The organism is Nocardia sp. NPDC055002 (assembly GCF_053608825.1).
Genome location: NZ_JBSGWE010000002.1, coordinates 922102 through 948139, shown reverse-complemented (window position 1 = coordinate 948139; position 26038 = coordinate 922102). Strand labels below are relative to the sequence as shown.

The window sequence follows — 26038 nt, the reverse complement described above, 5'->3', positions numbered from 1 at the left end:
TTCCTCCCGAGCCGTCGTGTCGTTCGTCACTATTGATTCCATGTGGATATATCAGGTGGATGTTGCGGAATTCTTACAGCGCCGATGGATTCCATTGTTTCCATCCGGTGAGCCACATATGAACAGGAGGTTTCGGAGCCTCGAGGGTTGCGGTCGAGCCAGTCGTCGCCGGTATGCCCGAAGCGTCGCGGGGTTGCCGCGTACTTCGTGGAGAACATAAGCTGCCAGCAATTCGCAGTGGTGCGACCGCACTCCCATACCGATGAGGAGATGACGATGGCAGCATCGGATTCGGCGATCGAAACCAAGGAATTGACCAAATCATTCGGCGCATTTCGCGCGGTCGACGGTGTCGACCTGACGGTGCGGGCGGGCACGGTCTGTGCGGTGCTCGGACCCAACGGGGCAGGGAAGACGACCACGGTTCGGATGATCGCCACGTTGTCGCGTCCGGACTCGGGTAGCGCCCGAGTATTCGGTTATGACGTGGTGCGTGACGCGGCCACCGTTCGCTCACTGATCGGGGTCACCGGCCAGTACGCCTCGGTCGACGAAGACCTCACGGCGCGGGAGAATTTGACGATCTTCGCCCGCTTGCTCGGGCTGTCGGGATCGGAAGCCGGATACCGGGCCGACGAACTGCTCGATGAGTTCGGACTGCGGGATTCGGCACGACGACCATTACGCCACTTCTCGGGCGGTATGCGGCGCAGGCTCGATCTCGCGGCCAGCCTGATCGCCCGTCCCCCGCTGCTGTTCCTCGACGAGCCGACGACCGGGCTCGATCCGCGGACACGAGCGCAGATGTGGCAGACGGTGCGCGACCTCGTCGCCAAAGGGACCACCGTGCTGTTGACCACCCAGTATCTCGACGAGGCGGACGCGCTCGCCGATCACGTGGTCGTGATCGACCACGGACGGGTCGTCGCCGACGGCACCGCCGACGAGCTCAAGACCGCAGTCGGCACCGCGACGCTGACCCTGAGAGTCGATCGCGCTGACCTGGCCTCCGCGACCACGATCATGCACCGATTCAGCGGCGCCGACTCGATCGTCGCTGCCGAGGAGGGACGCATCCGCGCGAGTTCCACCGACACCCAGGCACTTCCGGAGCTGCTGATCGCGCTGCGCGAGGCCGGAATCGAGGTGCGTGAGCTCGCCATCGCGCAACCGAGCCTGGACGAGGTGTTCTTCGCGATCACCGGTGCGACCGGGCCACACCGCGTGCCGGAGCCGGCATGACGACCGTCGATCGGATCAGCTCACCGCCGCGGGCCCGTCCGATCTCGGTCTCGCTGTCGATAGCTCAGGCGGCGACGATGGCGCGGCGAGGTCTGCTCAAGATCAGGCACAACCCCCAGGAATTGTTCGACGTGATCGCGCTGCCGGTGGTGTTCACGGTGATGTTCTCGAGCATCTTCGGTGGCGCCATCGCCGGCACCGTCTCCGGCTACCTGCCCACACTCGTTCCCGGAGTACTCGTGCAGGTCGCGGTGGCCGCCTCGGTCAACACCGGGGTGAAGTTGCGCGAGGACATGAACAAGGGGGTCTTCGACCGCTTCCGCACGTTGCCGATCGCGAGAGTCGCGCCGCTGGCAGGCTCGTTGCTCGCGGACATGGTGCGCTACGCCGTCGCGACCACGATGACGGTGCTGGTCGGGCTGGCGATGGGATACCGACCCGCCAGTTTCGTGGGAATCGCCGTCGCCTGCTTGCTGGTGATGGTGGTGGCGTTCGCGCTGAGCTGGATTTTCGCGCTGATGGGAGTGCTGATGGACAAGCCCTCGACGGTGCAGGGCGTATCCATGCTGGTGTTGATGCCATTGACGTTCGTGTCCAATGCGCTGGTGCCGGTGTCGACGATGCCGGGATGGATGCAGGCGTTCGCCCAGGTGAATCCGGTGTCACACCTGGTGACGGCCGTGCGGGAACTGGCCGACGGCACCTTCGGCGCGCAGATCGGGATCTCCCTGCTCGGTGCGGCGGTGGTGATCGTTGTGCTGGCGCCGCTCACCGTCCGCGTGTACATGCGGCTGGCCTGAACTCCCTTACGGGGTCATGCGATCCACGGTCGTGCGGAACACAGTGGTCGGATCGAACCGGCGCGTCTTCGGGTCGTAGGTGCGCAGCAGCACCAGGCGTGCGGCGTGAACCAGGAAAATCGGCGGCAGATAGAGCACCACCACGCCCAGGGCGAGGCCGAAGCGTCGATGCAGCATCAGCGTGCGCGGCAAGCAGGACATGTATCGCACGAACGACGCCATACCAGTCGCCATGCGGCGCGGCGCCACTCCGACGGTGATCGTCGGCAGGAAGGCGTTGCGTCCGCCGATCTCGGTGACACACAGGCCAGTATCAACGTCTTCGAAGACGTCGCGACGCATGGCCACCTTGTCCCGGATCGCCACCCACGTGTCGTGGCGCAGAATCATATTCGAGCCGTACAGCACGGGGACCTGCTTGACCTGGTTCTTCTTCCTGGTTCGCCAGCGTTGCCGCAGCGTGCCGACGGCGTCACCGTAGGGCAGATCGTAGGCCTGTCCGCGACCACAGGCCGCGGCCCAGTAACCGTCCTGATCTGCGGAGAAGAAGTCGAGGATGCGCTGTGCCCAGTCCGGCGGAACCAAGGTGTCGGCGTCGATGCGGGCGACCAAATCGCCGCGCGCACTGTCGAGACCTCGGTTGCGGGCGTAGACCAATCCCTGCTCGACCTCGTCGATCAAGCGAATCGCGGGCCAGTCCACGGCGTGCGCGGCGACGATCGCGCGCGTGCCGTCCGTGGAATTGTTGTCCACGACGAGGATTTCGGCGATGTGCTCACGCTGTGGCGCCAGACACCGCAGGCACTCGCCGATGATCTGCTCCTCGTTGTAAGCGGGGATCACCACGGACAGCGACAGCGTGTTCATCGGATTCCTCCACGGGATGTGCCTGTGTCGACGGGAGTACGGAGCGAGTTTTCGACGATGGTCGCGGCCGCGTCCACGGCGGCCGACGGTGTCACCATCGCCGAACCGAGTTCGGTTGCAGCAGCGGAGCATTCGGGGCGAAGGAGGCAATGTAGGGCGCGGGTGAGCGAGTCGCGGTCCACCCGTGCCGAGGCAAGGGACGTGCCGACGCCGAGCGCGCGTAGCCTGCGGCCCCACATCGGCTGGTCCGCACCGAGCCAGCACGCCAGGGCGGGGATTCCCGCGCGTAGTGCCGCCGCGGTGGAACCCGCACCACCGTGGTGGACAGCCGCGACACAGCGAGGAAGCACAGCGGCATGGTCGACAGTGCGCACCACCCGGACTGTGTCGCCGGTCATGCCCGCCATGAACTCACTCCACCCCGCAGCAACGAGCAGACGCAGACCCAGCTCATCGGCAACCTCGGTGAATGTCTGCGCGAGGCGCTCCGGTTCGGCGACCGACATGCTGCCGAAACCGACGTAGAGCGGCGGGTCTCCTGCGGCAAGCCAGTCGTCGAGCCCGGCGCTGTCCTCGGCGTCACCGACCGCGCAGCGCATGTGCGCCGCGAGATCGAGGAAGCCGACCAGGGGTCGGCGGTGCCCCCATTCCTCGCTCAGGCCAGGAAAGAGCAGGGGGTCGTAGGCCTGGATCTCGGGAGTGCTGCGAGTGGAGATCCGGCCCGCGGGTGGACTCGACGGGACTGCGAGGCCGAGGTCGGCAGCAAGTTCGCGCTCCGCCGAGCGGGTCGCGAGCCAGGTCACCTGCTCGAGCGCAGCCCAGCTGAGCCGGTGCGCGCCACGGGGTGCGCGGTCGAGAGGCAGCAGCGAGGCAACCCCGTTGCGACGCATCGGGCAGTAGTGCACCGCGACATAGGGAATTGCGCGTGCGGTGGACACGTTCAGCAGCCGTTCCTGCCCGACACTGCCACCGATCACCGCGTCGGCGCCGACGGTGAGATCCATGAGTTCGGATTGGACGCGACGGCCGTCACGCACGGTGATATCGGCGATCGCCCGCAGTCGGGTCAGCGGATTCACCGATTTCAACCTGGTAGACACCACATCGGAGTCGAGCAATTCCTTGGTGTCCGTCCCAAATTCCACTGTCGGCATTGCCGCGCGACGACAGAATTCGGCGAGATTCGGCGGAACCGCCATTGTCACCTCGTGACCACGGAACCGCAATTCCATCCCGAGCGCAAGGCCCGGTTGCACGTCACCGCGGCTACCGGTGAACGCGAGAACATATTTCATCGAACTCCTCGCAATACGGCTACCAGAGTCGAGAATTCCACAATAACCAGTGCGTCGATGGGTTCGCGCAGTGAAGCCTGGGTCGGGTGCTTCATCTCACATGGAGCACCCGAATGCTGGCCCATTGCTGTCGGACTCGCCTACCGTGCTGCTATGTCGAGGTTTCTACTTGCGTTCAACGGAACACGGGGAGATATCCAGCCTGCGGTTGTCATCGGAACCGAGTTGGCGCGTCGTGGTCACGACGTGGTCGTCGGAGCGCCGCCGAATCTGTGCGGGTTCGTGGCGGCCGCGGGGTTGTCGGCCGAGCCGTTCGGTTACGACACCCACGCCCACATGAACTCCGAAGTGGTGCGCACGAAACTGCGCACCGGCGGACCGTGCCAGCGATGGCAGGCCCTCACCGAGATCCGCGATCTCGGCTGGTCGCAGGCGGTCTCGGACATGGGGGGATTGGGTGCGGGCGCCGACGCGATCCTCACCGGCATCATCACCGAGCAGATTGCCGCTCCTTACGCCGAATCCATTGGTGCGGCGTGTATCTCGGTGCACCACGCGCCGATTCGACCCAACAGCACAGTTTCGCCGATACCCGCTGGACTGTCGGGACTGCCGCCCGCGCTCAACCGGGCGACGTGGTGGCTCACCGATACCGCGATGTGGCTGCTGACCCGAGACCGCCAGAACGCCTTGCGCCGCAACCTCGGCATCGAGGGCACAGTCGCTCGCTCGCCGCGGGATCGTCTCGAGATCCAGGCCTACGATCCGCTGCTGTGCCCGGAACTGGTGGCGGAGTGGTCCGAAAACCGCCCGTTCGTCGGGTTCCTCGGACTGTCCAAGGAGCAACGTCGTCGAATCGGTACCGACACCGGCGACAACGCACTGTTGGATTGGATCCGAACAGGCACGGCGCCAGTCTATTTCGGGTTCGGCAGCATGCCAGTACCTGACGCCGCAGCGGTAGTCGGTGCCATCGTGGCCGCCTGCGAGCGGCTCGGCGTACGCGCGTTGATCAGCACCGGCTGGTCCGATCTCACACCGCCTGACAACGAGAACGTGCAGGTGGTCGGAGCCCTCGATCACGAACAGGTCCTGCCGCTGTGCCGGGCCGCGGTGCATCATGGTGGCGCCGGAACCACGGCCGCGGCTCTGCGCGCGGGGATCCCGAACCTGGTGTGTTGGGTCGGCTCAGATCAGCCGTACTGGGGCGCGCAATGCGTACGGCACGGTGTCGGAGCGTCGACGCGTTTGAAGGGCTTGACCACCGACACGCTGGTGGCCGAGCTGACCACTGTGCTGGCGCCGGAGTGTGCGCGCCGAGCCGAACAGGTCGCGGGAAAACTGATCACGCCCGAACAAGCAGTCGGCCGATGTGCTGACCTGATAGAAGAACACACCCGAGCGAACCTCCGCTCGCGAGCGCGGCGCTGATGCCGGCCACGCTGCGAATGCAGCCGGAGGACAGCACCTATTGGCTGGTGCGAGAGGCGTTCGGATGGTCCGTCGTGCTGCAGATCCTGTGGCGGTTCCCCGCCTACCCGAATCGAGCCGACCTGGACGCTTTCAACGAAAGATTGCGCGACAGCGTGCTCAACCGGCGTCTGGTCAGGGCAGGCGTGCCCGTTGCCAGACACCGCTGGGTACATGCGGACCTCGCGCCCGAGTTGCAGATCGATGCGACGCCGATTGCAGCCGACGGCATCGAACTCTGGTCCGGGACAGAGCTTTACAGCTCGCCGCTCGACCCGGAAGATGGCCCCGCGTGGCGGCTTCGCGGTGTCGCGGTCGACGACGGTGGTTTCCTGTTGTCGCTGACCGCTCTGCACCTTGTCGCCGACGGCCGAACCATGGTCAACGCAGCGATGGACGCCATGACCGGTACTGCGGCTGACCCTCTTTCGCGCCCCCGCTCGGTGGGTTCGCCCGCGAGGATCGCCGCGGACCGCGAGGGAACCCTGTTCCATTCGATCGGCATGGGTCTGCGGGACATACTCGACGGCGTGGGTCAGGTCGTTGCGGCGGGACGCGGCATCGCTTTGGCGACAACAACACTCATCCGCAACCGCGCGCCGCTCCCCCACCGCGGTCGCCCCAGCGGCCGATCCACGACCACGACCGGGACCGCGCCATCCTCGATCACCATCACAGATGGACAGCCGTCGAGTGCACCGACCGAGGGGCATCCGTCGAAGCTCCCGGCGCACCGGCGATCTCCGCGAGCGCAGTGTTCGTGGGCGCGGGCCAGTGTTGATATCGGCCACTGGGAGTCGGTCGCACGCCAGCACGGCGGCACCGCCAACACACTGTTCATCGCCGTGCTGGCGGGTACACTGCGCGCCTCGGGTTACCTCGACGGCGGACCGCTGAAGCTCGGTATCCCGGTGAGTACGCGCACCGGGGACGATGAACGCGGCAACGCGACCGCGGGTGTGTCGGTGCTGCTCACCGATGAGCTGGTCACCGGCGGAGACCTCGGACCGTTGCGAAGGCTGTGCAAGGAGGCGTTCGCGCGGTTGTCGACGGGACAGCGAGCCGCCCACGTTCATCTGCTGCCGCTGGTGTCGCTGTTGCCGACGTGGCTGGTGGTCCGTGCCGCCACCGCGGGCTCGGGGATGCCGGACGCGGTGGCATCCAACCTCGGCGACTTCGCCGGCGAACTGCACCAGATCGGCGGCATCTCGGCCACCGCCGTCGCCTTCCGCGGTATCGCGCAAGGGGTCGATCCCGACCTGACGTATCGGTTCGGTGACGGCCTTCAATCTTGGGCGATCCGTTCGGGGGGCACGCTGACGTTCTCGGTCGCGGCCTTCGACGAGGAGCGCTTCCCCAATGCCGAAGAGCTGCGCAGGCTACTGTCCGGCGAACTCGACGGCTGGGGCCTCCAGTACCGGATGTGGTGAATGTCGCTCTCGCGCTTTGCCGGGATGCGGGACCGCAACCACGCGTTTAGCCTGACGAGATGAACCGTGTTGCAGGGGCAGACGAGTCATATCTTCTGGCGCAAGACCTATTCGGCTGGTCGGCGCCCATTCAATACGCCTGGGTCTTCGCCGACGAGCCCGAGCTCGCGGAGCTCGAACGCTTCGGCGATCAGCTGGCCGCGGGATCGCTGAGCCGCAAGGTGATTCGCGCCGTCGTACCTGTCGCACGACACCGGTGGGTGCGGTCCCCCCATCCGCCCCTGCTGCGTATCCGGCCGGTCCCGATCACCGACGCCGAGATCGGCGAGTGGGCCGACCACACCCTGCGTACCGCCGACCTCGACCCCGTCGGCGGTCGGGGATGGCAGCTGATCGGGGTGCGCACCACCTCGGGCAAGTTCGTGCTCTCGCTGCTGATCTCGCACATGGTCGCCGACGGCCAGGGCCTCTACAACGCACTGGCCGCCGCGCATGCGGGCAGCTCGGCGAGCACGCTGCCCACCGAAGCCGAGGTGCTGGGCACACCACGGTGGTGGGCCGACGCGAAGGACGCGCTCGACCAACTCCGCGAAGCGGCATCGGCCGCCCGGGTGATCGGCACCGAGCTGTGGCGCACCCGCAACAACCGTCCTGTCACCGTTGCCCACACACCGCGCACCATCGACGTGGCCGAGGGCGCCGATACCACCCTGGCGATCGTCGATATCGACCGGGCACGCTGGGCCGAGCAAGCTCGGAAATTCGACGGCACCGGCAACACGCTGTTCACCGCCCTACTCGGCGGCCTCGTGCAACGATCCGGCTATCCCATCGGATCTGACGGACTGCGCGTCTGTATCGCCGTCAGCAACCGGGAAGCGGGCGACGAGCGAGCCAACGCATCTGGTGGTGTGTGGATCCGGGTGCCCGATCCGATCTCACCGACGACGGGCCTGCAGCGAATCAGAGCGCTGAGCAAAGAGGCGTTCACTCGCTACGCGACTTCGGGTCAGGACAAGCTGACCGACAATCTCCAGCCGGTGGTGCGACTGCTGCCCGACGCCATGATCAAGAAGATGATGCGCTCGATCACCGGCCCGGACACCACCGTGTCCAACCTAGGCGCCGCCCCCGACAGCGCCATCGAGATCGGCGGTCAGCGCGCGGAGTCATTCGCCATCCGCGCAATCATGCAGGGTCGCGACGCGGGCGAGCGTCGTCGCCAAGGTCCCGCCGTCGCCGCTTGGGCCGTCGAATACGACGACAAGCTCACCATCACATTCTTCGGTATCCACCCCGAGTACTTCGGCGACGAAGCGAAAATGCGCAGCCATATCACGGCCGAACTCGAAGCGTGGGGCCTAGCGGCCACCACATGGTGACGGCAGGGCAAGCGACGATCAGATCGAGAAGGTCGCGACCCCGGCAACACCGGAAACAGCCAGTCGCGGGCACTCGACGTCGACATCTGGACGATGTCGGGTACGGGTTGGTCGAAGCCGACGGATCACGCACTACACGCCGCAGCACCATGGGAAAGTCAAGCGCTACAACCGATCCTAGCCGAGGAGTGCCTTTACGCCCGTGACTGCACAAGTCGAACGGCACCTTCTGCGGCGCAGGGCCTTTGCAAACATGTAGGCCGAGGCGAGGATCAAAGCTGTCAGGGTCCCGCTCCCGATCACCGCCATACGCGCCCAACGCGCGTGGCATCCGCCGCCGTGGGCGCATGCGCACGCGTCGGAGACCGCACCGCGAAACTCGACATCCTCGCAACCGCGCCGGGACATCAACCCGAGCATGGTCGGATCCACCTCCCGATCTTCGAACTGCCGGCGCCCAGCGGTCATTCGCCGATCACAGCCGTGACAGCCGAGAAATCGATCGACGAACCCGACCAAGGTTCCGAGCACCGAGTCAACAAGTCCGACGGAATCCAGATCATCGCGTGCACCGGCATGAATCGCCTCTTCACGGCCGGCCCCTTGAAGCGCCTCGCGCAGCCTCTGATCACCATCGCCGTACGGCAGCGACTCGGCGAGCGCGTGGAACAAACCCGACTCACTTTCGGGCAATACCAGATCCTTGACGTCGATGACAGGCGTGGCGAACCTCTCGCCCGGGATGCGCAGGGGCGCATCGTCGAAGTCGAAGCGCAGGTCCCGCGCGTGGATCACGTGGGCTTCCTCACGGTGTCGACGCTTCCTCGCGTCGGCTGACTGAGCCATGCCCAAATGTTACGATGCAACATAGTAGATTGCAATGTTGCGCAGAGTTGCGAGATGTCGCATGATCAATGGCTCCCGCCCACGACTACGACACATGCTCACGCCGCAGTGCACCCGAAGATGACGACGCATGGACGACGGGATCGGTTGCGACGCAGCGGTACCCAGTACGAGCGGACCGATAGAGGGCTGTTCATTTGCCGGACGACCCGGTGTTACAGCTAGTTACCACCCAGCTATAGTCTCAAGTGGCACTTCAGAGTGCGGGGTGGTTGTGGTTGATGTGATCGGTGGTACAGGTTCGGCGATGGTTTGAGCCTGCCATCGACGCTGTGTCTATCGAATCAGGAGTACTGGTGCCGAACTATGCGCGCAAACGGTCCTATGCGCTCCCTCTGGTCGCGGTGGCTGTGGTCGCGGCGCCGGTCGCGGCCGCTTTTCTCGGCGGTGCAGGACCGTACCGATTCTCCAACGACAGTGATACCGAAGGTCTTTCACCGATTGCGACCGACCAGGTCGGTTTGTCGGAAGTTCCGACAGTGGTGTTGCCGCTACGCGAACTCGCAGGCATGCACCTACCGGACCTGCGGCTCGCTGATCTGCGGCTGGTGCCTGGTGCGGCGCCGCCGCCCGCTGGCTCAGAGGTCAGTCCGATCGGGTTCATCGCCGCAGAGGGGACCGCGCCGGTCTCGGCCCGGACCCCGGCGTTGGACCCCGGCGTGGTGCCCGAGCAGTTGGCTGATCGAGTCGGCGCCCAAGTAAAGGAGCTCACCCACCAGAGCCGTTTCAGCATGATCGGGTTGACCTCGCCGGATATCGAGGGCACAACCATAATGGTGCGGGCCCGCCAACTCGACGGCTCCTGGAGCCCGTGGTTCGAGGCCGGAGCCGACGACAGCGTCGCAGCCCGTCCCCCGGGCCAAGGCCGAATGCAGGCTAGTGAACCGGTCTATGTCGGTAACACCGACACAGTGCAAATCCTGAGCACCCACGAATTCGACGCCACGGACCAACCCGGACCGCAGGGACCGAACCCAGTCGCCGGCGCGGACCATCTCGATCCCGCGACCCCGGACCTGACTGCGGTATTGCTCGATCCCGGGCATCACGAGCAGAACCTGTCGGCCAACGCGGCAGCGCTCGCCGGTGGTGGGCCCGCAGTGATCAGCCGTGCCCAGTGGGGCGCCGACGAATCGATGCGATGCGAGGATCCGACATACGACGACGGCCTCAGTGGTGTGGTCGTGCATCACACCGCGGGCCGCAACGACTACAGCCCGGCCGAGTCCGTCGCGATCGTGCGAGGTATCTACGCCTACCACGCCGAAACCTTGGGGTGGTGCGACATCGGATACAACGCGCTCGTCGACAAATACGGTCAGATCTTCGAGGGTCACTTCGGTGGTTTGGACCGGCCCGTGCAGGGCGCGCACACCGGTGGATTCAACGAAAACACCGCCGGGGTGGCGTTCATAGGAAATCACGAATCCGAAGAACCGACGCAGGCCGCGGTCACCGCGATAAGCGAGTTCATCGGGTGGCGCACCCGCATCGCGGGATTGGATCCTCTGGGCACCACCACAATGATCTCCGAAGGCACCGAATTCACTCCCTTCAGCAAGGGCGAACAAGTCCAGTTGCCGGTGGTGTTCTCCCACCGCGATGTCGGTAATACCGCCTGCGCCGGAGACGCCGCTTATGCCCTCATGGACCGTATTCGCGGTCTCGCGGCGGATGTGAATCAGGGTGCGCCGCCGAGACAGACATTGGACGGACAGGATTCGACACCGATGCCCGCGCAGCCTGATCCCGATATCGATGTGTCGGCGTTGACGGGCAAAATGCTGGATCTGGTCGACCACAACGTATTGGCCCGGCATTGGGTCGATGCCGGTGGTCCGCAGGGGCGGCTGGGGTCGGCGGCCTCGGACCCGGTTCCCACTGCCGAGGGTGGACAGTACATCGAGTTCGTCAACGGTTACCTGTTCCAAGCCCCTGGAGGTCAGGTTTATGAAGTGGCTGGGCGGATCGGGCAGCGGTTCGCCCAACTCGGCGGGTACAGCGGTGTGCTGGGCGCGCCTCGGAGCAACGAGTATTCGGTTCCAGGTGGTACACGTGTCGACTTCGGTCACGGGTCGCTGATGTTCGACCGAGAGACCGGGATCGTCACGACACTCGGTCTGCCCCAACCGGGCCCCGATCACCCGACGCCGGCTGCTCCCAGGACTACACCGCGAGACGCCGCACACGCGACAGACAGTGAGCAGCCTGGAGGGCAGTGACGCAACCAGCCGCCGCACCACGCAATCAAGTCAGGTCGGTCGGACATGGCCGCCATCCCCTCTCCCGAATCTCGGGAAAGTCCGCAGTGTCGCCATCTCAGGTTCCACTTCCCACCATCATGGAATGCAAAGGATCATGCAAATGGCCGCCACAATCTTGGCATTTGCCATATGGACTGCAGTGTCGATCGTCACCACCGGCCTGCTGGTGCTCCTGATCTGCCGAAGCAAACGAAATCAGCAAGAAGATCTCAAGAATCCCCATATCTGGCACACCCAACATCAAGAAGCTCACCATCGCCTTCGCCGACTCGATGACCGAGCAACGAGGCCGCGGGCCAAGCAGGCGAGTCAGTCCGCCGAACAATCGCCCACTTCCCACTCGAGCTACGCAGCCACTGCCAAACCTTCAGATGTCGATGACAATCAATGAACGCGCATTCGGCACGCCGGCTCCCACGCCACGAGGAGCAGCGACTCCCACCCGGGCTGAACCACTACGAGAAGATTCACCGTGCGACTGCGGATCCATCCGGGCCACTTCGTCCCCGACTCGGACACCGCTACGCGGACTGAGGGACGACCGTCGAGATCGTGGAGGCGGCAGATCGCCTCGGTTCACTGGCAAGCGTCCGCACCCCAGTACCTGTTGCGCAGTTCGCGCTCATGTCCTGGATGGTTCGACGACGAACAGGTAGCCATTGTCGTCGACGTATCCGGCGTCGCCAGTCAGCCGTCGCGGAGCACTCCCGCCGTCTCGCTCGGGCAGTTCCAGTAGCGCTGCGCCCGCGGGTGATCGTCCCGATCCACGACCTGATGCGGCGGCTGGGCTACCTGCGAGGTGAAACATCGGAGCGGCGTGCAGAAACCGCGCACCCGGTGTGGACCGGTAGGCGCCGGCCAGCGCGCCCAAGGTGGAGGTGATCGAGTTCGTGTGGCTGAGCATCACTCCCTTGGGAATGCCGGTGGCGCCGCCGGTATAGAACGGCCGGCGAGTTGGTCTCCGCCGCGGCGAGCATCAGCGATGGGGGCGCTGGTTGCGATGAGTTCTTCATAGGAAAGGGCACCGTCGGGTCCGGGGCGCTCGCCATAGTGGATGACGGTTGTCAGTGCGGGATAGCCCGCGCGTAGAGCGGGGAGCATCGACGCGAAGGCGTCGTCGATGAACAGCACAGAAGTTTGGAATCTGCCAAGGCAGTAGAACATTTCTGCGGGCCTGCGGCCGATGTTCACCGGATCGACTACGGCATCCGCCCATGGCACCGCAAGCAGGTATTCGACGTATCGGTTCGAATTCAGGCCCAGAATTGCCTCCCGATCACCCTGCGCCACAACGAGATTGCGAAGCGCACCGGCCAATCGCGCCACCCGGCCGGCAGCCTCGCCGAAGGTGGTAGTCCGGTCGCCGTAGATCATCATGACGCCGTCAGAATTCTGCTGAACCGCGCGGTGCAGTCGTTGGGTGAGGTGCAGGGTCACTGTAACCACCCGCAGGACAGGCTGTTCGGAGGAAGCGCTTGCGAACGCTCAGGCCGGTCAGCCCCCCGATTGTAGATGTCGAACGTCGCGGCCGACCGCCCAACCAACGCATCAGTCCATCGAGTCATCGCTGCTCCTCGGTCAATTTTGATAAGTTCATGGCGCGCGGTTATCCACTCGCCGAATCGGGCGATGTGTTTCTGGGATCGAGATCCTATCGATACGTCCACATCGTGAATCGATGACGACGTCGCCGCGCTAGGAGCCCAGCGACGTCCGGTCGCGGTGGCCGACCCGCCCGCGCGAAGACCGCGGTCCTGCGCATGCAGCAGAAGCCCCGCCTGCACGAATAGGCCGCACCCGGCTCGCACTCACGACACCCTCGGCATCCACCGTCAGGTACACATCGAACCCTCTGCGGCACAATGAATTCGACACAGTGATCCCGGAAAGCTGTTTCGCCGGTGAGGACTCTTGGTCGGCATCCATCGTCCTGCCGCGCCGCAGGGGGCGGTGACGGCCTGTTCCCGTGTCCGTGGTTGCCGTTGCCATCAGTGCATCGTCGCCCGCGATGCCGACGAGTGTGCCTGGAAATGCAGGGCGGTGTCCATCGACCCCAGCTGTGGGGGATGAAATCCGCGGCGCAGGTACCGGAGAAATTCAGTGAACAACACCGTGAAGCTCGGAATGACTCCGTGCACCGTCGCGTTCACGAACTTCAATGGCCAGAAACGCCCACTGTCGTGTGAGGGGTCCGCGCGGAATATGCAAATCGTGGACACGGCGAACAACGGCAGAAGAGCAGTACCGGCCAGGACCGCGGTCCGCGCCTTGCGCGCATAGCCGCCGTCGACATACATGAAGACGTCATAGGCCACGCTTCGTTGCTCGACCTCCCGGGCGTCGTGCCAGCGGACCAGGTCCAGCACTGTCGGATGGATGCCCTTCTGCTCGAGGATGTCGACGTGGAGCTGCCAATCCTCTATGACTACGGTGTAGTGCCTCATACCCGCGAACAAGCCGAGCCGTTCCTTGAGCCACTCCTGTTCGGCTAGACCGGCCAGGCTGCCATCGCCCAGGACAAGGCCCGCCAGCCGAGATATCCCGAGGCGATAACGCGCGACGTCGAGCCCCATCGACTGCCGACGCTTGCGTGCCCGTTCGCGACTGCTGGCGTACACCGGCTCGTGGCCGATGACCCCGACGATTTCCTCGCGCAATCGCTCGTCATCGATCAGCGGCAACGCTTCGGCCAGGCAGTTCGCCATCGCCCGCCCACCCTCGGGAAGCACCAGGTTCATCGTGTCGACGAAACGGGTAGCCAGCGCTTCACCAGGAGGTGATACACAGGGACCGACCCGACGCCGAATCGAAGATCGGGAGCGTAAATCGTATGCGCTTCACCGCAGCAGGTCCCAACCATAGACGTACCGTACAGTGCAACAAACTTCATTGCAATGTTACAGCAACAGAGCTGCACGGAATGTTTCACTGGACAAGCGACCTGCTAACGTGAGGGCGTGACCCCAATGCCCTTGACCTCCACGGATACGTCCGAGCATCCCGATTCGGTCGAGTCGCGCATCCTCGATGCCGCCCTGGTCCAGTTCGAACTGTTCGGGGTCAAGAAGACCACCATCGAAGACATAGCGCGGCGCGCCGGCGTCGATCGTGTCACCGTCTATCGCCGCCTCGGCTCCCGAGACGATGTGGTGCGCCTGGTTACCGCTCGCGAGGTTGGGAGCGCTCTTGCCGAACTGGCCGAGATCCCCGGTCGCCACGACAACCTCGACGACCTTGTCGCTGACATCTTCGTCACCGTCGTCACCCGATGGCGCACCCACACGCTGGCCAACCGGATGCTCACCCTAGAACCCGGACGGGTCCTGCCTCAACTCACCACCGACGGCGCGGTCACTTTTTCCGCATCGGTTGCCGCCACCGTCGCGGTATTACGACAAGCTGTCGAGAGCAACCTACTTCCGGACTCCTCCGACTTGCCCGTACGTGCTGAGATTATCTGCCGGTTCGTGCACTCACTTATCCTTCAGCCCGTTGGCACCGTTCAGCTCGAGACCACGGAAGAGCTCGACGCATTTGCGCGAAAGTACTTGGTGCCGATCATCTCCGAATGAACACAGCCTGCCCGAAACGGGGCAACGAGATCTTGCACTCGCGGCCAGATGGAGACCGCCGTACCGGTCTGCTGCGGCCCGACTTTGATGTGTCGTTCTCGCTGGCCGAATCCGCGCACGATGGCCGCGATCCGGTGGTTGATCGAGGCATTCGAAAGTACTCGAGATGTTGGTGCGGCCGATCAGGGCAGGAGATACAGGCGTTCGTTGGGCAGCCTGGGGAGCCCAGCACAGTGCCCGGAATTGACGGCGACTGCACGAGGGCGCCGGGCACCCATGTCGCAGACGAATACCAGCGCAGCAGTCAGACACGCAACGAAATCTATTCGCACACTGGAGAATTCGACCGTGACACGAACGTCGGGTTCGTGCGGACACGGCGAGCTACCGGCGGGGCTCATCTGTGGTGCCACCTCCAGAGGCCAGCGCGGGCATGCTCGACCACAACCGAACCCGACTGCCCGGCCGCAGTGGGGACCGAGGGTATCCCGGCGCGGAGTGCCTTCTTGGGCGACGCAGGCGGGGGCATCGCGATGCCGCTGTCACAGACACCGCGCAGAGGCCCAGGAACGTCGTCGATACCGAGGAGACAGCCCGCCGGCGTCATCGGAGCTGCTTCGGACGACCACGCACCAGGTGGTGGGATGCCTGCGGTAACAGGAAACGTCGACCAGCGACCAGGCCGGCAAGTAGCCAGGACAGGGCTACTCATGCCCGTAGGCAATGCCGCCGGGACGTGTCATCGAGGACATAACCCAACCCGCTGCCCTCATCGCTTCGAGAATCTCGACCAGGTTCGCATGTGAGGGATCGCACTGGCGGGTTCGAACCTCGGCAATACACGGTTTCAGCTCGGTACACGGACTACCCGGCATCGGATCCTCCCGATCGGTGACGTTGGCCCCGCCCGAGATCGATCGACCGGACGGTTGGCTAAGCGACTTCACTGACTGACTGACTCGGCTCGCTAACAGTGCCCTGCCCGGCAAACTGCCCCGAAGACCATCTATGAGTCCGGGCGCAGTTGCGGGCGATCAGACGCCGGACACGTCCAACAGACCAGCCCGATCGGCAAATTTGCGATCACCGCAATCGTACAATGCAACAGATTGAGTTGCAACGTAGCACGTAGCTCGGGTGCATGCTGGATGAAGTCTCGAACAATCGCGACGCGGCGGCAGGGTTGCACAAGACGCACATCATCTCCATCGGCGCCTCGGCCATGTCAGTGGCCGGCCGTCGACCTCGCCGACCCCGGCCTCACCTACCAGCTCTCGCGCCGTAGGCATTCCCGAGTGTGAAGCACCTCGATTCCGTGCGGTCGGACTTCGGGGGCCAGACGTGAGAGGCAGGGCGGTTGGTCTAGAGCCGTGGGGCGGGCGCCCCGGCCGCAACTTGCCGACCCCACCAGCGGGGATCACGGAAGTAGGGCGAAAGCGGTTGTACACAGCGGCGACGTTCGCCCTTACAGGGAACGGCAGGTCCTGAGGTAGCTGAGGAACGATGCCTGCAGGCCAGTCACATGCGTTTCGTGCAGGATCTCGCTGGTGACGGCTCGGCTGCGTGCGGTGAGGCGATGAAGGACCGTAGCCGTGTTCTTCGCGAGGTTTTGGTAGATGGCCAGATCTCCGAGAAGCTCTCGCTCATTGACGGTCACATGAAGCTTGCCGGGATGCCGACAGTCGCCCAGCGCTTGGAGCTGGGCGAAGACCTGACTGTCGTCGGCGACGACGCCGGGGCTGCCCGCTCCGACGCTCTCGAAGAGCGTTGCGCCGGTGAGCCAGGCGTAGAGGCTGAAAAGTCCGCCGTAAGAGTAGCCGAAGAGGCCGTGACCGCTCGCGGCTGTGAGGTCGTCGCGTTCGACCCGCGGGCGTAGTTCCGCGGTAAGGACACTCAGGAATGCATCGGCGTGCCGCCCGGGCCGAGACCAGCCACGCCCCTCTGCGGTACCACTTCGGGTCACTCTCGGGCGTCTTGGCGGCCACGCTCAGGGTGCAGCGAGCTCGCGACAACGAGGTGCTGTTCAAGACCCGCGGCTTCTTTCACGTCGTAGGACTCGCCGCGTACAGCCCAGGGGACTTTCGTGAGTTCATCGACTCGCTCGATGACCTGACCACGACGCCGGCCTCGCTCGCGAAAAGCGAAGGGCACGACACCATGGAGGCGCTGAGCGCCACCGTCGCCATTGCAGCGATTCGTGGCCTGCTCTTGCAAGAACTTCTGACTCCAGCAGGCCACACGCAGGACGCGGTCGCCATGATCCTGCGCATAAGTAAAGGCGGATGCGCTCCACGCACATATCCGGGGCTTTGAGCAAGTAACCGCCTTTGGCCACCACACCAGCTTCGAGGACACTCTCTAGGAGACACTGGCCTTTCACCTGCGAGAAGATGCGGGCCTCCCGAACCCTGCCGCAGCATCCACCGCCCAACGAGTAGGCCCGCGAAGGCGTCGTTCATCGAGAACATCGATCGCAACGGCCGCGATCACCTGCCGCCGCTGAACCTCAGAGAGTTTGTCCGTGGCCTTTTTGGATGCAACAGTTCCATACTGACATCAAGGTGAAACCCCGAACTCATGGCACGACAGCGCGACACGACCCGAGATCCGCAAGCCCTCAGTAATCTCGCATAGGTGTTCGGGTGAGTCCCTTTACGGCGGGTGGGATCTTAGACCGAATAACGGTCCCTGGCGGAACCTGCACGTGCTCTGAAACAAAGGCATAGGCAATGAGCGCAGACCGCACATACCATACTCCTGCGTGGAGGGTTAGATCGAGTCCGGTCAGCTGCCCAACGCGCCTGATCCGATAATCGATCGTGTTCGTATGAACTCCCAGTTCGCTAGCTGTCTTCTTACGATTGAGGTCGTTTCCGATATAGCAACACAGGGTTTCCCATAACTCTGGGTGCGCGGCCAGCGGCTCGAGCAATGACGCTAACGCCACACGGCCAGGACCAGGACGGGTGATCTGAAACTCCAGCGCCAGGGAATCGAAAAAGTGTAAACCGGACTCGAGCCCGAGCCTCTCGATCATCTCCAACAGCTCGTGGGCCTGAGTAACCGCGAGAGGAATTTCATCTCGCGCAGATCGCACTACGGCCGCGATCAACGGAACGTTCGCTGCGGCGGAGAGCGCGGCGACAACCTTCGCGAGCCGGTCATCATCGTACACCGATTGCGGGAGAAGAATCGTTCCACCGCCGACATTCAGTACCGACATTGCGGTGTCGCAACATTGACGGGCGAGTTCAGCTTGAACCAGACTCAGCCGACGTGCCACCTCGATCCCTTGCCCAATTTCCTCGCGGTGGATGGGTAGCGCGATAGCGAGCACTACATATACGTCGGCGACATCGATCCCGAATTCGCGAGCCGATCTGAAGTCCCCGCGCCCGCTCAGCATCGCCGACGCCAGAGCATTTTCAGCAGAATGATTTTCGATACCTTCTGTAGCCTCTTGATCGAGATATGCTACGGCGATAGCTGAAGTGGTCATCGCAAGCACCTCGAGCATCCACTCGACCCCGCTCGTCAGGTTCGAGCTGTCGCCGTTCGTCCAACCGCCGATGATTACGCTCGCGCCGGATTCGAATCCTTCGTGCACAGCGGCCAGGACATTGTCGATCGGTACGCCTTTTCGCGCCCAGTCCAAAGCTGCCCTGCGAATTCGCTGCGTCACTTCCGCAGCATCCCCGCCTTCGATCACGCCCGTGACCAGCTCGCGGCAGATGTTGGCAATGTCAACCGGGTCGCTAGGTGGACGAGTGGGAAGAGATCCGAATGGAGCAGTGTTCCGAACCGATCGTTTGAGGCGTTGCTCAGCAATGCTGAGCACATTTTCCCTCGGGTCCGACTTCGCGCCAACAGATACCGTCAGCGTCGGTCCGACCCGTTCGAGGTCTGCCGCCGGACCATTGCGTACTTCTTCGGTGTTCACCATGTAGGACGACTCATTTCAAAAATTTCCAGGTCTGATCAGCTGGCCGGTCTCGGCCAGTGGCAGGACTTCGATGCCGTCAACGCCGACGCTACGGCTTGGCCATCACCGGAAATCGGAGCCCTCGAAGCACGAAAGGTGTCCGATCCGCGCCCGCTCGGTGTCCTCAACTCGGGTTGCGCGATTTGAGGTGGCGTGCGAGGTCAGCGGTCATAGCCGCGAACTGGCGCGTGAGTTCAGGTGTCGACCAGGCATCGAGGAGCAGCTGACGCACAACACTGATGTAATGCGGTACCGCGTCGGTAAATGCGTCGAGACCGGCGTCGGTAAGCTCGACGTACCTGCCGGTATCGTTGCCGCGGGTGACCAGTCCAGCACGCTCGAGTTTGGAGACGACGTGCGACATTCGCGAGATCGACGCCTCAGTTGCTTCTGCTAACAGGATCATGCGCAGGCGTCGTCCAGGTCGGGCGTACAGCAGTTCCAGAACGCGGTATTGGATGTGGTTGAGCCCGCACTTTCGTCGCAGCCGCGTTCCGAGCTCAGGTGCCATCAACTCCACTACGCTGGCCAAGGAATTCCAGGCGTCGACTTCGTCGTCTGTCAGGTGCTGGCTCATCGCGGCGCGGTCTCAAAATGAATAACCCTGTCCAACATGTCTTTCGCTCCAGTCGAACTGCGACGCTGCCCGGATCCGCGATACCCATTGAGGTGACGCCGGGCGTGCCGAGTGGATGCCCGACGCCGATTCCCTGCAGGTTCGACGAGCATCACGAGAGCACCTGGCACCATTGCACGGAAACCGTCATGAATCAGCGGATTCGCGACGGTGGAGGACAAACGGCGCGCCGCTGGACGGGCCGCCCGGGATTCCGAATGTCAGACCCAGCAAACTGCGGGAGCTGATAGGACGGAGTTCGTCGGTGACGCGGTTCCAGGGAAACCGTGCGGTCGCGGGGTAGCTGACGATCAACGCCGGCTCGCCGTCGACACGTGAGGGCCCGATCTGCGCGGTGATCGGGATCGATGGCTCGATGGTGCCGCGACGGCGTAGCAGGTTTACGCCGCGCAGGTAGGCGTCGGAATCGTCCGGTTCGGTGAACGACTTGCCGCACCAGCCTCGCATTCCTGTCGCCGCTACGGTCAACGGTCCGCATGCGCGCAACCAGAGCGGTCCGGCGAATTGTCCTTCGTGATCGCCGACAAGGTCGGACAGCCTTGGTGCTGGGGCGGCGCGGAACGCGGCGTACACAGTGTGCAGTTTGGCGCGGGCGTTCACATCGGGGGACGTGGACATCAGTTCTGCTCCTGGTGACAAGGGGATTTGCCGCCGACCGCGGTGATGGGCAGGCGCAGCGCGGCGGACGAATGCGTCGGCACGGTCGCGGCGGTGGGGGTCACCGCGGCGAGCCGCTGGTAGGGCGAGCCGAGGTGCGGGCGGCTGTCGGTCTCGCCTTTGTTGGGCCACAACGACATCGCGCGTTCGGCCTGTGCGGTGATGGTCAATGACGGATTGACGCCGATGTTCGCCGAGACCGCCGCGCCGTCCACCACATGCAGACCGGGATGGCCGTACACGCGGTGGTAGGGGTCGATAACGCCGGCTTCGGGAGACTCGCCGATGACACAACCGCCGAGAAAATGGGCCGTGAGTGGAACGTCGAAGATCTCACCGACCGTGCCCATCGGAAACCCGTCGATCTTTTCGGCCGCGCGTCGCATCACTTCGTTGGCGACCGGAATCCAGGTCGGGTTCGGTTCGCCGTGGCCCTGTCGCGACGTCACCCGGGTCCGCCCACAACGCTTTTTGGTGTAGAGCGTCAGGGAGTTGTCGTGGGTCTGCATGACCAGCGCGATGATCGAACGTTCCGACATGTGGCGGATCCCGAGATAGAGCGAAGCGAGGTGGCCGGGGTGACGCAGTACCTGTCCGATCCAGGTCACCCAGCGAGGGAATCGGCCCCCTCCGTCGGTCATCACCGTCGCCATCAATCCCATGGCGTTGGAGCCTTTGGCGTAGCGATTGGGCTCGATGTGGGTGTGCTCGTCCGGGTGGATGGACGAGGTGATCGTCACGCCTTGGGTGAAGTCGTACTTCTTGCGATTGCGCATTTTGGTCGTCACACCGACGAGCGCTTCGGAATTGGTACGGGTCAGAGTACCCAGACGATCCGAGATGCCCGGCAGCGTTCCATCGGCCTTGAGTCTGTGCAGCAGTTGTTGTGTGCCCCAGGTGCCCGCGGCGAAGATCACCTGATCCGCGGTGAAGGTGACGGCAGTGCGACTGGGGAACCACGCACCGGTTTGTACGGCGGTCACTTCGTAGCCGCCCTGGGCCAAGGGCTTTACCCGGGTCACCGTCCGCTCGGCGTGCACGGCGGTCCCGGCCTGCTCGGCGAGGTAGAGATAGTTCTTGACGAGGGTGTTCTTGGCGCCGTAGCGGCACCCGGTGAGGCAGCCTCCGCATTCGATACAGCCGGTTCGAGCGGGTCCGGTGCCGCCGAAATACGGATCCGCGACCGTCACCGATGGTTCTTTCGCATCACCGCGACCGAAGAACACGCCGAGCGGCGCCATGGAGAAAGTCTCGCCAACCCCCATGTCGTCGGCGACCTCTCGCATCAGCTCGTCGGCGGGTGTGAGCGTGGGATTCGGCCGGACGCCGAGCATGCGCTTGGCCTGGTCGTAATAGGGGGCGAGCTCCGCGCGCCAGTCGGTGATGTGCGCCCACTGGAGGTCATCGTAAAAGTTGCTCGACTTGGGCTCGTAGAGGGTGTTCGCATAGACGAGCGAACCACCACCGACACCGGATCCCGCCAGGACGACGACATCGGGCAGCACATGAACACGTTGGATTCCCTTACACCCGAACTTGGGCGCCCACAGAAATTTGCGGATATCCCACGATGTCCGAGGGAAATCCTCATCGGCAAATCGGCGTCCTGCCTCGATTACCGCGACCCGGTATCCCTTCTCGGTCAGCCTCAGTGCCGAGACGCTGCCACCGAAACCACTGCCGATGACAACGACGTCGTAGTCGGAACTCATGTGATGGAAGGCTCCTGCCGTGATATGCGCGAGCCCACCACGTTACGAAGGCGGGGGCGTCGACGACAGCGCTATCGCCGCCACGTGGTTGTCATTTTCTGCCACCCATGGGTATGTTCGCCGCGTGGCGAGTTTCGAGTCCCATCAGCACCTGCCGATCAGTGCGGTCAGTGTCCAGCTCATGGTCCAACTCGCCGCTCGTCGTGGATGGTCCGCGGACGAGTGCCTCGCCGGTTCGGGCATCGACCCTGGTGTGCTCGATGATCCGTTCGCTGAGATCACCGCATGTCAAGAATTCGAAGTGATGCGTAATCTCGACAAGTTGCGGTGCGGCGAGCCCGGATTCTGGGTCGAGGTAGGGACGAACTATCACGCCGGGATGCACGGCTCGTGGGGAATGGCACTGCTCACCAGCCGGACGTTGCGAGACGCCATCGAGCTGACCGCCGAGTTCGTCGAACTCGCCTGGGTGTTCACCACGATCACCGTCACCGAATATCTGGACACCGACGAGGTCGGCATTGCCATCGACAGCAGCGACCTACCACCAGATGTCGCTTCGATTCTGGTGGAACGCATTTCGGCGGCGGTCACGTCGATCCTGCGCGACCTGACCAATACCGGCGTGCCGGCGTCCTCGGTGCGCTTCCGGCACTCTGGGCCATCGGACACCAGCCGCTATGTCGACACGTTCGGAACAGAACCGTCTTTCAATGCCGATCGCAACGAGATGGTCGGCGACTCGTCCTGGCTCGACACTCCCCTGCCACAGGCCAATGACCTGGTCCGGCGTGGCTATGAGGCCGCGTGTCGCGACCTGCTCGGTAAGCGCCGTGCCCGAACCGGTTTCGCTGGTGCGGTGCGCGATGCCCTGACGCGCGAACCCGGCCGGATCCCACCACTCGCCGAGGTGGCCGATGTACTGAACGTGAGTCCACGCACGCTGGCACGGCGCCTCTCCGACGAAGGTGCGTCCTATCGCGCGCTGGTCGATGAGCTGCGCCAAGCGCTGGCCGAGGAAATGCTGCGGAACTCACCGCTGACCACAGCCCAGATCGCGAATCGTCTCGGGTACACGGATTCGGCGAACTTCATCCGGGCGTTCAAGCGATGGCGAGATATGACACCGCGATCGTTTCGGTCGACGTCCGCTACGCAATGCTGAAAACCGAGCAGCCCTACCGAATCCCTGAACCGGTTGCTGCTCGAGGATCGGCGCGCACGAGGTCATAAACATAGGACTGTTCGCCCTTGCGGCTCACCCACACGCCCTCGGGAGGGAGCTCGCCTTGCCCTGGCTCGTCGAACGGACGGCTCGACACCAGACCGGCCGCATCGCACACTACCCATCCGAAATCAGGCAGTCGGCGACACCAAATATCGAGGTCGACCCGCCTATACGAGGGGAAGCCATGCGCATCCCCGTCGCGGACGAACTCGTAGGACAACCCATCGACGCGCCGCACGAACCTCACACCCGACATCGGACCATCCTCACCGAGGGCCCTGGACCCGATCAACCAGGTCCCCGCTCAGGTTGACGAACCCCGTAGGGCCACCCCCGAAAAGGCGGGGGTGGCCGCGGGGATCGACCCGACAAAACAGGTCAGGTCCGGCCTAAGACCCGGACATGACCACCGTTGCCACAGAATTGTCGACAGCCCAGTACAGCCTCAAGCTGACCACGACGAAGATCGCGGCCCAGATCCGCCACTGCTAGCCGTTGCCGACGCCGGGAGACTGCCTACCAGAGAAGCAGGACACCGCGATGACGCACGCCCGAGCCGCGTCAATCCACGGTTGATCGGCGTGACCCAGAACAAGCCAACTGAGTCCGATGAGCACCTCGACGAGTGCCCCTTGGAAACAGGCCCCGCGTTGCGCATGCGCGGCGCTCCCGTGGAGGCTGGAATCGGCCATACAGGCTCGGCATCAGGTCGCAGTGAGGGTCCTGTAATGCGGTTCGGGAGATTCAGCCCCGGCTTCGGGCGAGACAAGTCGATCTACTCGGCCGATCGGACCGTCCACCTCAAAGGCGTTCGAGCGGCGACGTGTTCGGTGTCGATTTTTCGGCCCAGCCCCACGCGTATGCCCGATCGCAGGTCCCCCGATTCGTAATCGGCTGTTGTGCATGAGATTTGGCCGCTGCCGCAAAACCGTTCCCGAGTTCGAACTGTCGATGGCGTGCCACCCGGGGGTACACCAACTCAGCCTCCGAATTTTGTGCCATCTCACCGAACACGGTTTGGGCAGGTTGCGCGAGCAACACTCCGACTATCCTCAACAGATGTTGAGAGGTCTCAGGCGTTCGACACGCGAGGCGATGACGCTTGTCGGCCACGGCCGACGATTCGTCGACAACCTGATCCATTCACCTACACGTTCGATGCACTGTCACTGATGTCGCTCTGCCACAGGACTTTCCGCGCTTCGCGTTCGATAGCGGAACCGTTTCGTCGACCGAGATAGCGATGAACGAAAGGACCACGTGATTCCGATGGTCGATCCGATACAGCGAGACGATGCAACACGGTCTGCAACTCGGCCACTATCCGCTGTGCCCCGTCCCCCGGTGCGGAGCACCCAAGAGCCTCGGCGGGACGTGCCGAGGGCGCGCCTTTGGTGCCCCACGCTGCCATTGCCGCGCGACCCCTGATGCGTTCGTTGCCTGAAGGAGTAGTCATGCCCGAGTCCACCGCCGCGGTGCAGACAGCCCTGCACTACTTCACCGCGTTGACCGCCGGCAACCTCAGCAAAGCCATGAGCTATGTCGCTGATGACATCGTCTGTGACACACAAGGCAGGCGTGTAAGCGGCTCGAGGGCGTACCGGCAGTTCATCTCGCAGTGCCTGCCCGCGATACGAGGGGCGACGCTGGTCGCATCCTGCGGGAATGACACCACAGCAGTGCTCATTTACGACCTCACATCACCTGCTCGTCTACGCTGTCGAGGCGCGGACCGTCTCGTGGTCGACAGGAACAAGATCGTCAACATCGTGACCGTTGTCGACAGGGTTCCGTATCAGCCTTACGCGATGCCGAATTCCTAGATCACTGAATCCGGAAGAATTTCATTGGGTCGCCATGGGAATCTGCGGGGTGCTGATCAGGTCGGCGAAATGAGTGGCGGCGACGACCCCGTCGCGGGCGAACAGCTCGTCCAGCGCCAAACGGACCAGGTGCGCCCGGGTGGGGGCGTGATAGTTCACCGCGCCGGCGATCACCTGCCGCCGTGCAACCTTGGTGCCGGTGTCGGTGGCCTTGATTCGCCATGGGACCACACAGTAGCGGCACCTGCCATCGACGCGCACCACCCAGCCCAGCGCCGGCAGCAGGCGGCGGATTCCCATCAGCTGGTGATGTGGTGTTCGACCTCGCCGATATCGTCGAGAGTCGAAGTGAGACACCTCCCGGCTCGAACCACCTGCCGGTTTCCATACCACCTCAGCATTGCGTACTTACTGCGAGAATCCGGGCGTTTTCAGCGGGAAACCCGGATTCGCTACCCGTTGTCGGGGTATTTGCCTCTACAGGTCGGGGATACCGCTGTCGAAGGAGATGAGCGCGATGATGACCTGCGACCAGATCATGACCATGGTGCGCGACTGGTGGAACCGTATGTTCCCGGGGATGCCCATGATGATGTAACCCGATAGAGAAATCTGCCGTGGCGCGGGCTGCGAATACCGGCTGACCTGGTCTTCGAGCGATCGCTACATCATCGAGTGCCGCCCCGGCGAATCACCAGGCCGCCTCTGATCGGCGTCGGGGCGGACGACCGATGCCCGGCTCACGCCGGTGCTCGATGTCGGTGGGCCAGG

Annotated in this window: 23 protein-coding genes; 11 read left to right on the top strand and 12 right to left on the bottom strand. The window is 63.9% G+C overall.

Annotated features, from left to right (window positions below; all coding sequences use genetic code 11):
* The first annotated feature begins 276 nt into the window (after positions 1–276).
* Together ACWF99_RS11660 and ACWF99_RS11655 are read left to right on the top strand one after the other, a co-directional pair.
* Positions 277–1242: an ATP-binding cassette domain-containing protein gene (locus ACWF99_RS11660; RefSeq protein ID WP_452535811.1), complete on the top strand. Its 966-nt coding sequence runs from the start codon at positions 277–279 to the stop codon at positions 1240–1242.
* Complete coding sequence (locus ACWF99_RS11655; RefSeq protein ID WP_452535810.1) at positions 1239–2042, top strand: ABC transporter permease; 804 nt, start codon at positions 1239–1241, stop codon at positions 2040–2042. Before ACWF99_RS11660 ends, ACWF99_RS11655 begins: the two co-directional genes overlap by 4 nt.
* A gap of 6 nt (positions 2043–2048) precedes the next feature.
* On the opposite strand, the gene ACWF99_RS11650 is transcribed toward ACWF99_RS11655, so the two are convergent.
* Together ACWF99_RS11650 and ACWF99_RS11645 are read right to left on the bottom strand one after the other, a co-directional pair.
* Positions 2049–2909, bottom strand: a complete 861-nt coding sequence (locus ACWF99_RS11650) for a glycosyltransferase (RefSeq protein WP_452535809.1) — start codon at positions 2907–2909, stop codon at positions 2049–2051.
* Positions 2906–4204, bottom strand: a complete 1299-nt coding sequence (locus tag ACWF99_RS11645; RefSeq protein WP_452535808.1) for a glycosyltransferase — start codon at positions 4202–4204, stop codon at positions 2906–2908. Before ACWF99_RS11645 ends, ACWF99_RS11650 begins: the two co-directional genes overlap by 4 nt.
* A 153-nt stretch (positions 4205–4357) precedes the next feature.
* Here ACWF99_RS11645 and ACWF99_RS11640 point away from each other — a divergent pair, with 153 nt between their 5' ends.
* Genes ACWF99_RS11640 through ACWF99_RS11630 form a run of 3 tightly spaced genes read left to right on the top strand, consistent with a single transcriptional unit; the run spans position 4358 to position 8486 of the window.
* A complete protein-coding gene (locus ACWF99_RS11640; RefSeq protein ID WP_452535807.1) occupies positions 4358–5635 on the top strand; it encodes a glycosyltransferase in 1278 nt (425 codons plus the stop codon).
* Positions 5635–7104: a hypothetical protein gene (locus ACWF99_RS11635; RefSeq protein WP_452535806.1), complete on the top strand. Its 1470-nt coding sequence runs from the start codon at positions 5635–5637 to the stop codon at positions 7102–7104. Before ACWF99_RS11640 ends, ACWF99_RS11635 begins: the two co-directional genes overlap by 1 nt.
* Before the next feature lie 59 nt (positions 7105–7163).
* Positions 7164–8486 carry a hypothetical protein gene (locus ACWF99_RS11630; RefSeq protein ID WP_452535805.1) on the top strand — a complete coding sequence of 441 codons (1323 nt, stop codon included), beginning with the start codon at positions 7164–7166 and terminating at the stop codon, positions 8484–8486.
* A gap of 177 nt (positions 8487–8663) precedes the next feature.
* Here the strand turns inward: ACWF99_RS11630 and ACWF99_RS11625 are convergent, their stop codons facing one another.
* Positions 8664–9332 carry a hypothetical protein gene (locus ACWF99_RS11625; protein ID WP_452535804.1) on the bottom strand — a complete coding sequence of 223 codons (669 nt, stop codon included), beginning with the start codon at positions 9330–9332 and terminating at the stop codon, positions 8664–8666.
* A gap of 356 nt (positions 9333–9688) precedes the next feature.
* Here ACWF99_RS11625 and ACWF99_RS11620 point away from each other — a divergent pair, with 356 nt between their 5' ends.
* Both ACWF99_RS11620 and ACWF99_RS11615 read left to right on the top strand, forming a co-directional pair.
* Positions 9689–11614, top strand: a complete 1926-nt coding sequence (locus ACWF99_RS11620; RefSeq protein WP_452535803.1) for an N-acetylmuramoyl-L-alanine amidase — start codon at positions 9689–9691, stop codon at positions 11612–11614.
* 142 nt (positions 11615–11756) lie between these two features.
* Complete coding sequence (locus tag ACWF99_RS11615; protein WP_452535802.1) at positions 11757–12047, top strand: hypothetical protein; 291 nt, start codon at positions 11757–11759, stop codon at positions 12045–12047.
* 231 nt (positions 12048–12278) lie between these two features.
* Here the strand turns inward: ACWF99_RS11615 and ACWF99_RS11610 are convergent, their stop codons facing one another.
* The 3 genes from ACWF99_RS11610 to ACWF99_RS11600 all read right to left on the bottom strand — a co-directional run bounded on the left by ACWF99_RS11610 (position 12279) and on the right by ACWF99_RS11600 (position 14394).
* Positions 12279–12560: a hypothetical protein gene (locus ACWF99_RS11610; protein WP_452535801.1), complete on the bottom strand. Its 282-nt coding sequence runs from the start codon at positions 12558–12560 to the stop codon at positions 12279–12281.
* The gene (locus tag ACWF99_RS11605) at positions 12560–13093 is read right to left on the bottom strand and encodes an AMP-binding protein (protein WP_452535800.1); all 534 of its coding nucleotides are present in this window, start codon (positions 13091–13093) and stop codon (positions 12560–12562) included. Before ACWF99_RS11605 ends, ACWF99_RS11610 begins: the two co-directional genes overlap by 1 nt.
* A gap of 551 nt (positions 13094–13644) precedes the next feature.
* Positions 13645–14394: a metal-dependent hydrolase gene (locus tag ACWF99_RS11600; protein ID WP_452535799.1), complete on the bottom strand. Its 750-nt coding sequence runs from the start codon at positions 14392–14394 to the stop codon at positions 13645–13647.
* A gap of 228 nt (positions 14395–14622) precedes the next feature.
* Here ACWF99_RS11600 and ACWF99_RS11595 point away from each other — a divergent pair, with 228 nt between their 5' ends.
* A complete protein-coding gene (locus ACWF99_RS11595; protein WP_452535971.1) occupies positions 14623–15228 on the top strand; it encodes a TetR/AcrR family transcriptional regulator in 606 nt (201 codons plus the stop codon).
* A gap of 1465 nt (positions 15229–16693) precedes the next feature.
* Here the strand turns inward: ACWF99_RS11595 and ACWF99_RS11590 are convergent.
* Entirely contained in the window at positions 16694–17191 is a 498-nt protein-coding gene (locus ACWF99_RS11590) for an alpha/beta hydrolase-fold protein (RefSeq protein ID WP_452535798.1), read from the bottom strand.
* A gap of 11 nt (positions 17192–17202) precedes the next feature.
* On the opposite strand from ACWF99_RS11590, the gene ACWF99_RS11585 reads away from it, so the two are divergent.
* Complete coding sequence (locus tag ACWF99_RS11585) at positions 17203–17541, top strand: hypothetical protein (RefSeq protein WP_452535797.1); 339 nt, start codon at positions 17203–17205, stop codon at positions 17539–17541.
* 304 nt (positions 17542–17845) lie between these two features.
* On the opposite strand, the gene ACWF99_RS11580 is transcribed toward ACWF99_RS11585, so the two are convergent.
* From ACWF99_RS11580 to ACWF99_RS11565, 4 genes are all read right to left on the bottom strand, one after another.
* Positions 17846–19171 (bottom strand): PucR family transcriptional regulator, encoded by a 1326-nt coding sequence (locus ACWF99_RS11580; RefSeq protein WP_452535796.1) that lies wholly within the window; start codon positions 19169–19171, stop codon positions 17846–17848.
* Between the two features lie 163 nt (positions 19172–19334).
* Positions 19335–19787, bottom strand: a complete 453-nt coding sequence (locus ACWF99_RS11575; protein ID WP_452535795.1) for a MarR family winged helix-turn-helix transcriptional regulator — start codon at positions 19785–19787, stop codon at positions 19335–19337.
* Between the two features lie 186 nt (positions 19788–19973).
* The gene (locus tag ACWF99_RS11570) at positions 19974–20465 is read right to left on the bottom strand and encodes a hypothetical protein (RefSeq protein WP_452535794.1); all 492 of its coding nucleotides are present in this window, start codon (positions 20463–20465) and stop codon (positions 19974–19976) included.
* The gene (locus tag ACWF99_RS11565; protein WP_452535793.1) at positions 20465–22216 is read right to left on the bottom strand and encodes a GMC oxidoreductase; all 1752 of its coding nucleotides are present in this window, start codon (positions 22214–22216) and stop codon (positions 20465–20467) included. The genes ACWF99_RS11570 and ACWF99_RS11565 overlap by 1 nt, the downstream gene beginning before the upstream one ends.
* 124 nt (positions 22217–22340) lie before the next feature.
* Between ACWF99_RS11565 and ACWF99_RS11560 the strand changes: the two genes are divergently transcribed.
* Positions 22341–23381: an AraC family transcriptional regulator gene (locus ACWF99_RS11560; protein WP_452535792.1), complete on the top strand. Its 1041-nt coding sequence runs from the start codon at positions 22341–22343 to the stop codon at positions 23379–23381.
* A 1517-nt stretch (positions 23382–24898) separates the two neighbouring features.
* Positions 24899–25267, top strand: coding sequence for a nuclear transport factor 2 family protein (locus ACWF99_RS11555; protein ID WP_378654278.1), 369 nt, complete (start codon positions 24899–24901; stop codon positions 25265–25267).
* A gap of 21 nt (positions 25268–25288) precedes the next feature.
* On the opposite strand, the gene ACWF99_RS11550 is transcribed toward ACWF99_RS11555, so the two are convergent.
* Positions 25289–25567, bottom strand: coding sequence for a hypothetical protein (locus ACWF99_RS11550; protein WP_452535791.1), 279 nt, complete (start codon positions 25565–25567; stop codon positions 25289–25291).
* Positions 25568–26038: the final 471 nt, after the last annotated feature.

Excerpts from the sequence above, each read along its gene's own strand:
- ACWF99_RS11660 (WP_452535811.1), top strand. The coding sequence starts at position 277 with ATGGCAGCATCGGATTCGGCGATCGAAACCAAGGAATTGACCAAATCA.
- ACWF99_RS11655 (WP_452535810.1), top strand. The coding sequence starts at position 1,239 with ATGACGACCGTCGATCGGATCAGCTCACCGCCGCGGGCCCGTCCGATC.
- ACWF99_RS11650 (WP_452535809.1), bottom strand. The coding sequence starts at position 2,909 with ATGAACACGCTGTCGCTGTCCGTGGTGATCCCCGCTTACAACGAGGAG.
- ACWF99_RS11645 (WP_452535808.1), bottom strand. The coding sequence starts at position 4,204 with ATGAAATATGTTCTCGCGTTCACCGGTAGCCGCGGTGACGTGCAACCG.
- ACWF99_RS11640 (WP_452535807.1), top strand. The coding sequence starts at position 4,358 with ATGTCGAGGTTTCTACTTGCGTTCAACGGAACACGGGGAGATATCCAG.
- ACWF99_RS11635 (WP_452535806.1), top strand. The coding sequence starts at position 5,635 with ATGCCGGCCACGCTGCGAATGCAGCCGGAGGACAGCACCTATTGGCTG.
- ACWF99_RS11630 (WP_452535805.1), top strand. The coding sequence starts at position 7,164 with ATGAACCGTGTTGCAGGGGCAGACGAGTCATATCTTCTGGCGCAAGAC.
- ACWF99_RS11625 (WP_452535804.1), bottom strand. The coding sequence starts at position 9,332 with ATGGCTCAGTCAGCCGACGCGAGGAAGCGTCGACACCGTGAGGAAGCC.
- ACWF99_RS11615 (WP_452535802.1), top strand. The coding sequence starts at position 11,757 with ATGGCCGCCACAATCTTGGCATTTGCCATATGGACTGCAGTGTCGATC.
- ACWF99_RS11610 (WP_452535801.1), bottom strand. The coding sequence starts at position 12,560 with ATGCTCAGCCACACGAACTCGATCACCTCCACCTTGGGCGCGCTGGCC.
- ACWF99_RS11600 (WP_452535799.1), bottom strand. The coding sequence starts at position 14,394 with ATGAACCTGGTGCTTCCCGAGGGTGGGCGGGCGATGGCGAACTGCCTG.
- ACWF99_RS11595 (WP_452535971.1), top strand. The coding sequence starts at position 14,623 with ATGCCCTTGACCTCCACGGATACGTCCGAGCATCCCGATTCGGTCGAG.
- ACWF99_RS11580 (WP_452535796.1), bottom strand. The coding sequence starts at position 19,171 with ATGGTGAACACCGAAGAAGTACGCAATGGTCCGGCGGCAGACCTCGAA.
- ACWF99_RS11575 (WP_452535795.1), bottom strand. The coding sequence starts at position 19,787 with ATGAGCCAGCACCTGACAGACGACGAAGTCGACGCCTGGAATTCCTTG.
- ACWF99_RS11570 (WP_452535794.1), bottom strand. The coding sequence starts at position 20,465 with ATGTCCACGTCCCCCGATGTGAACGCCCGCGCCAAACTGCACACTGTG.
- ACWF99_RS11565 (WP_452535793.1), bottom strand. The coding sequence starts at position 22,216 with ATGAGTTCCGACTACGACGTCGTTGTCATCGGCAGTGGTTTCGGTGGC.
- ACWF99_RS11555 (WP_378654278.1), top strand. The coding sequence starts at position 24,899 with ATGCCCGAGTCCACCGCCGCGGTGCAGACAGCCCTGCACTACTTCACC.
- ACWF99_RS11550 (WP_452535791.1), bottom strand. The coding sequence starts at position 25,567 with ATGGGAATCCGCCGCCTGCTGCCGGCGCTGGGCTGGGTGGTGCGCGTC.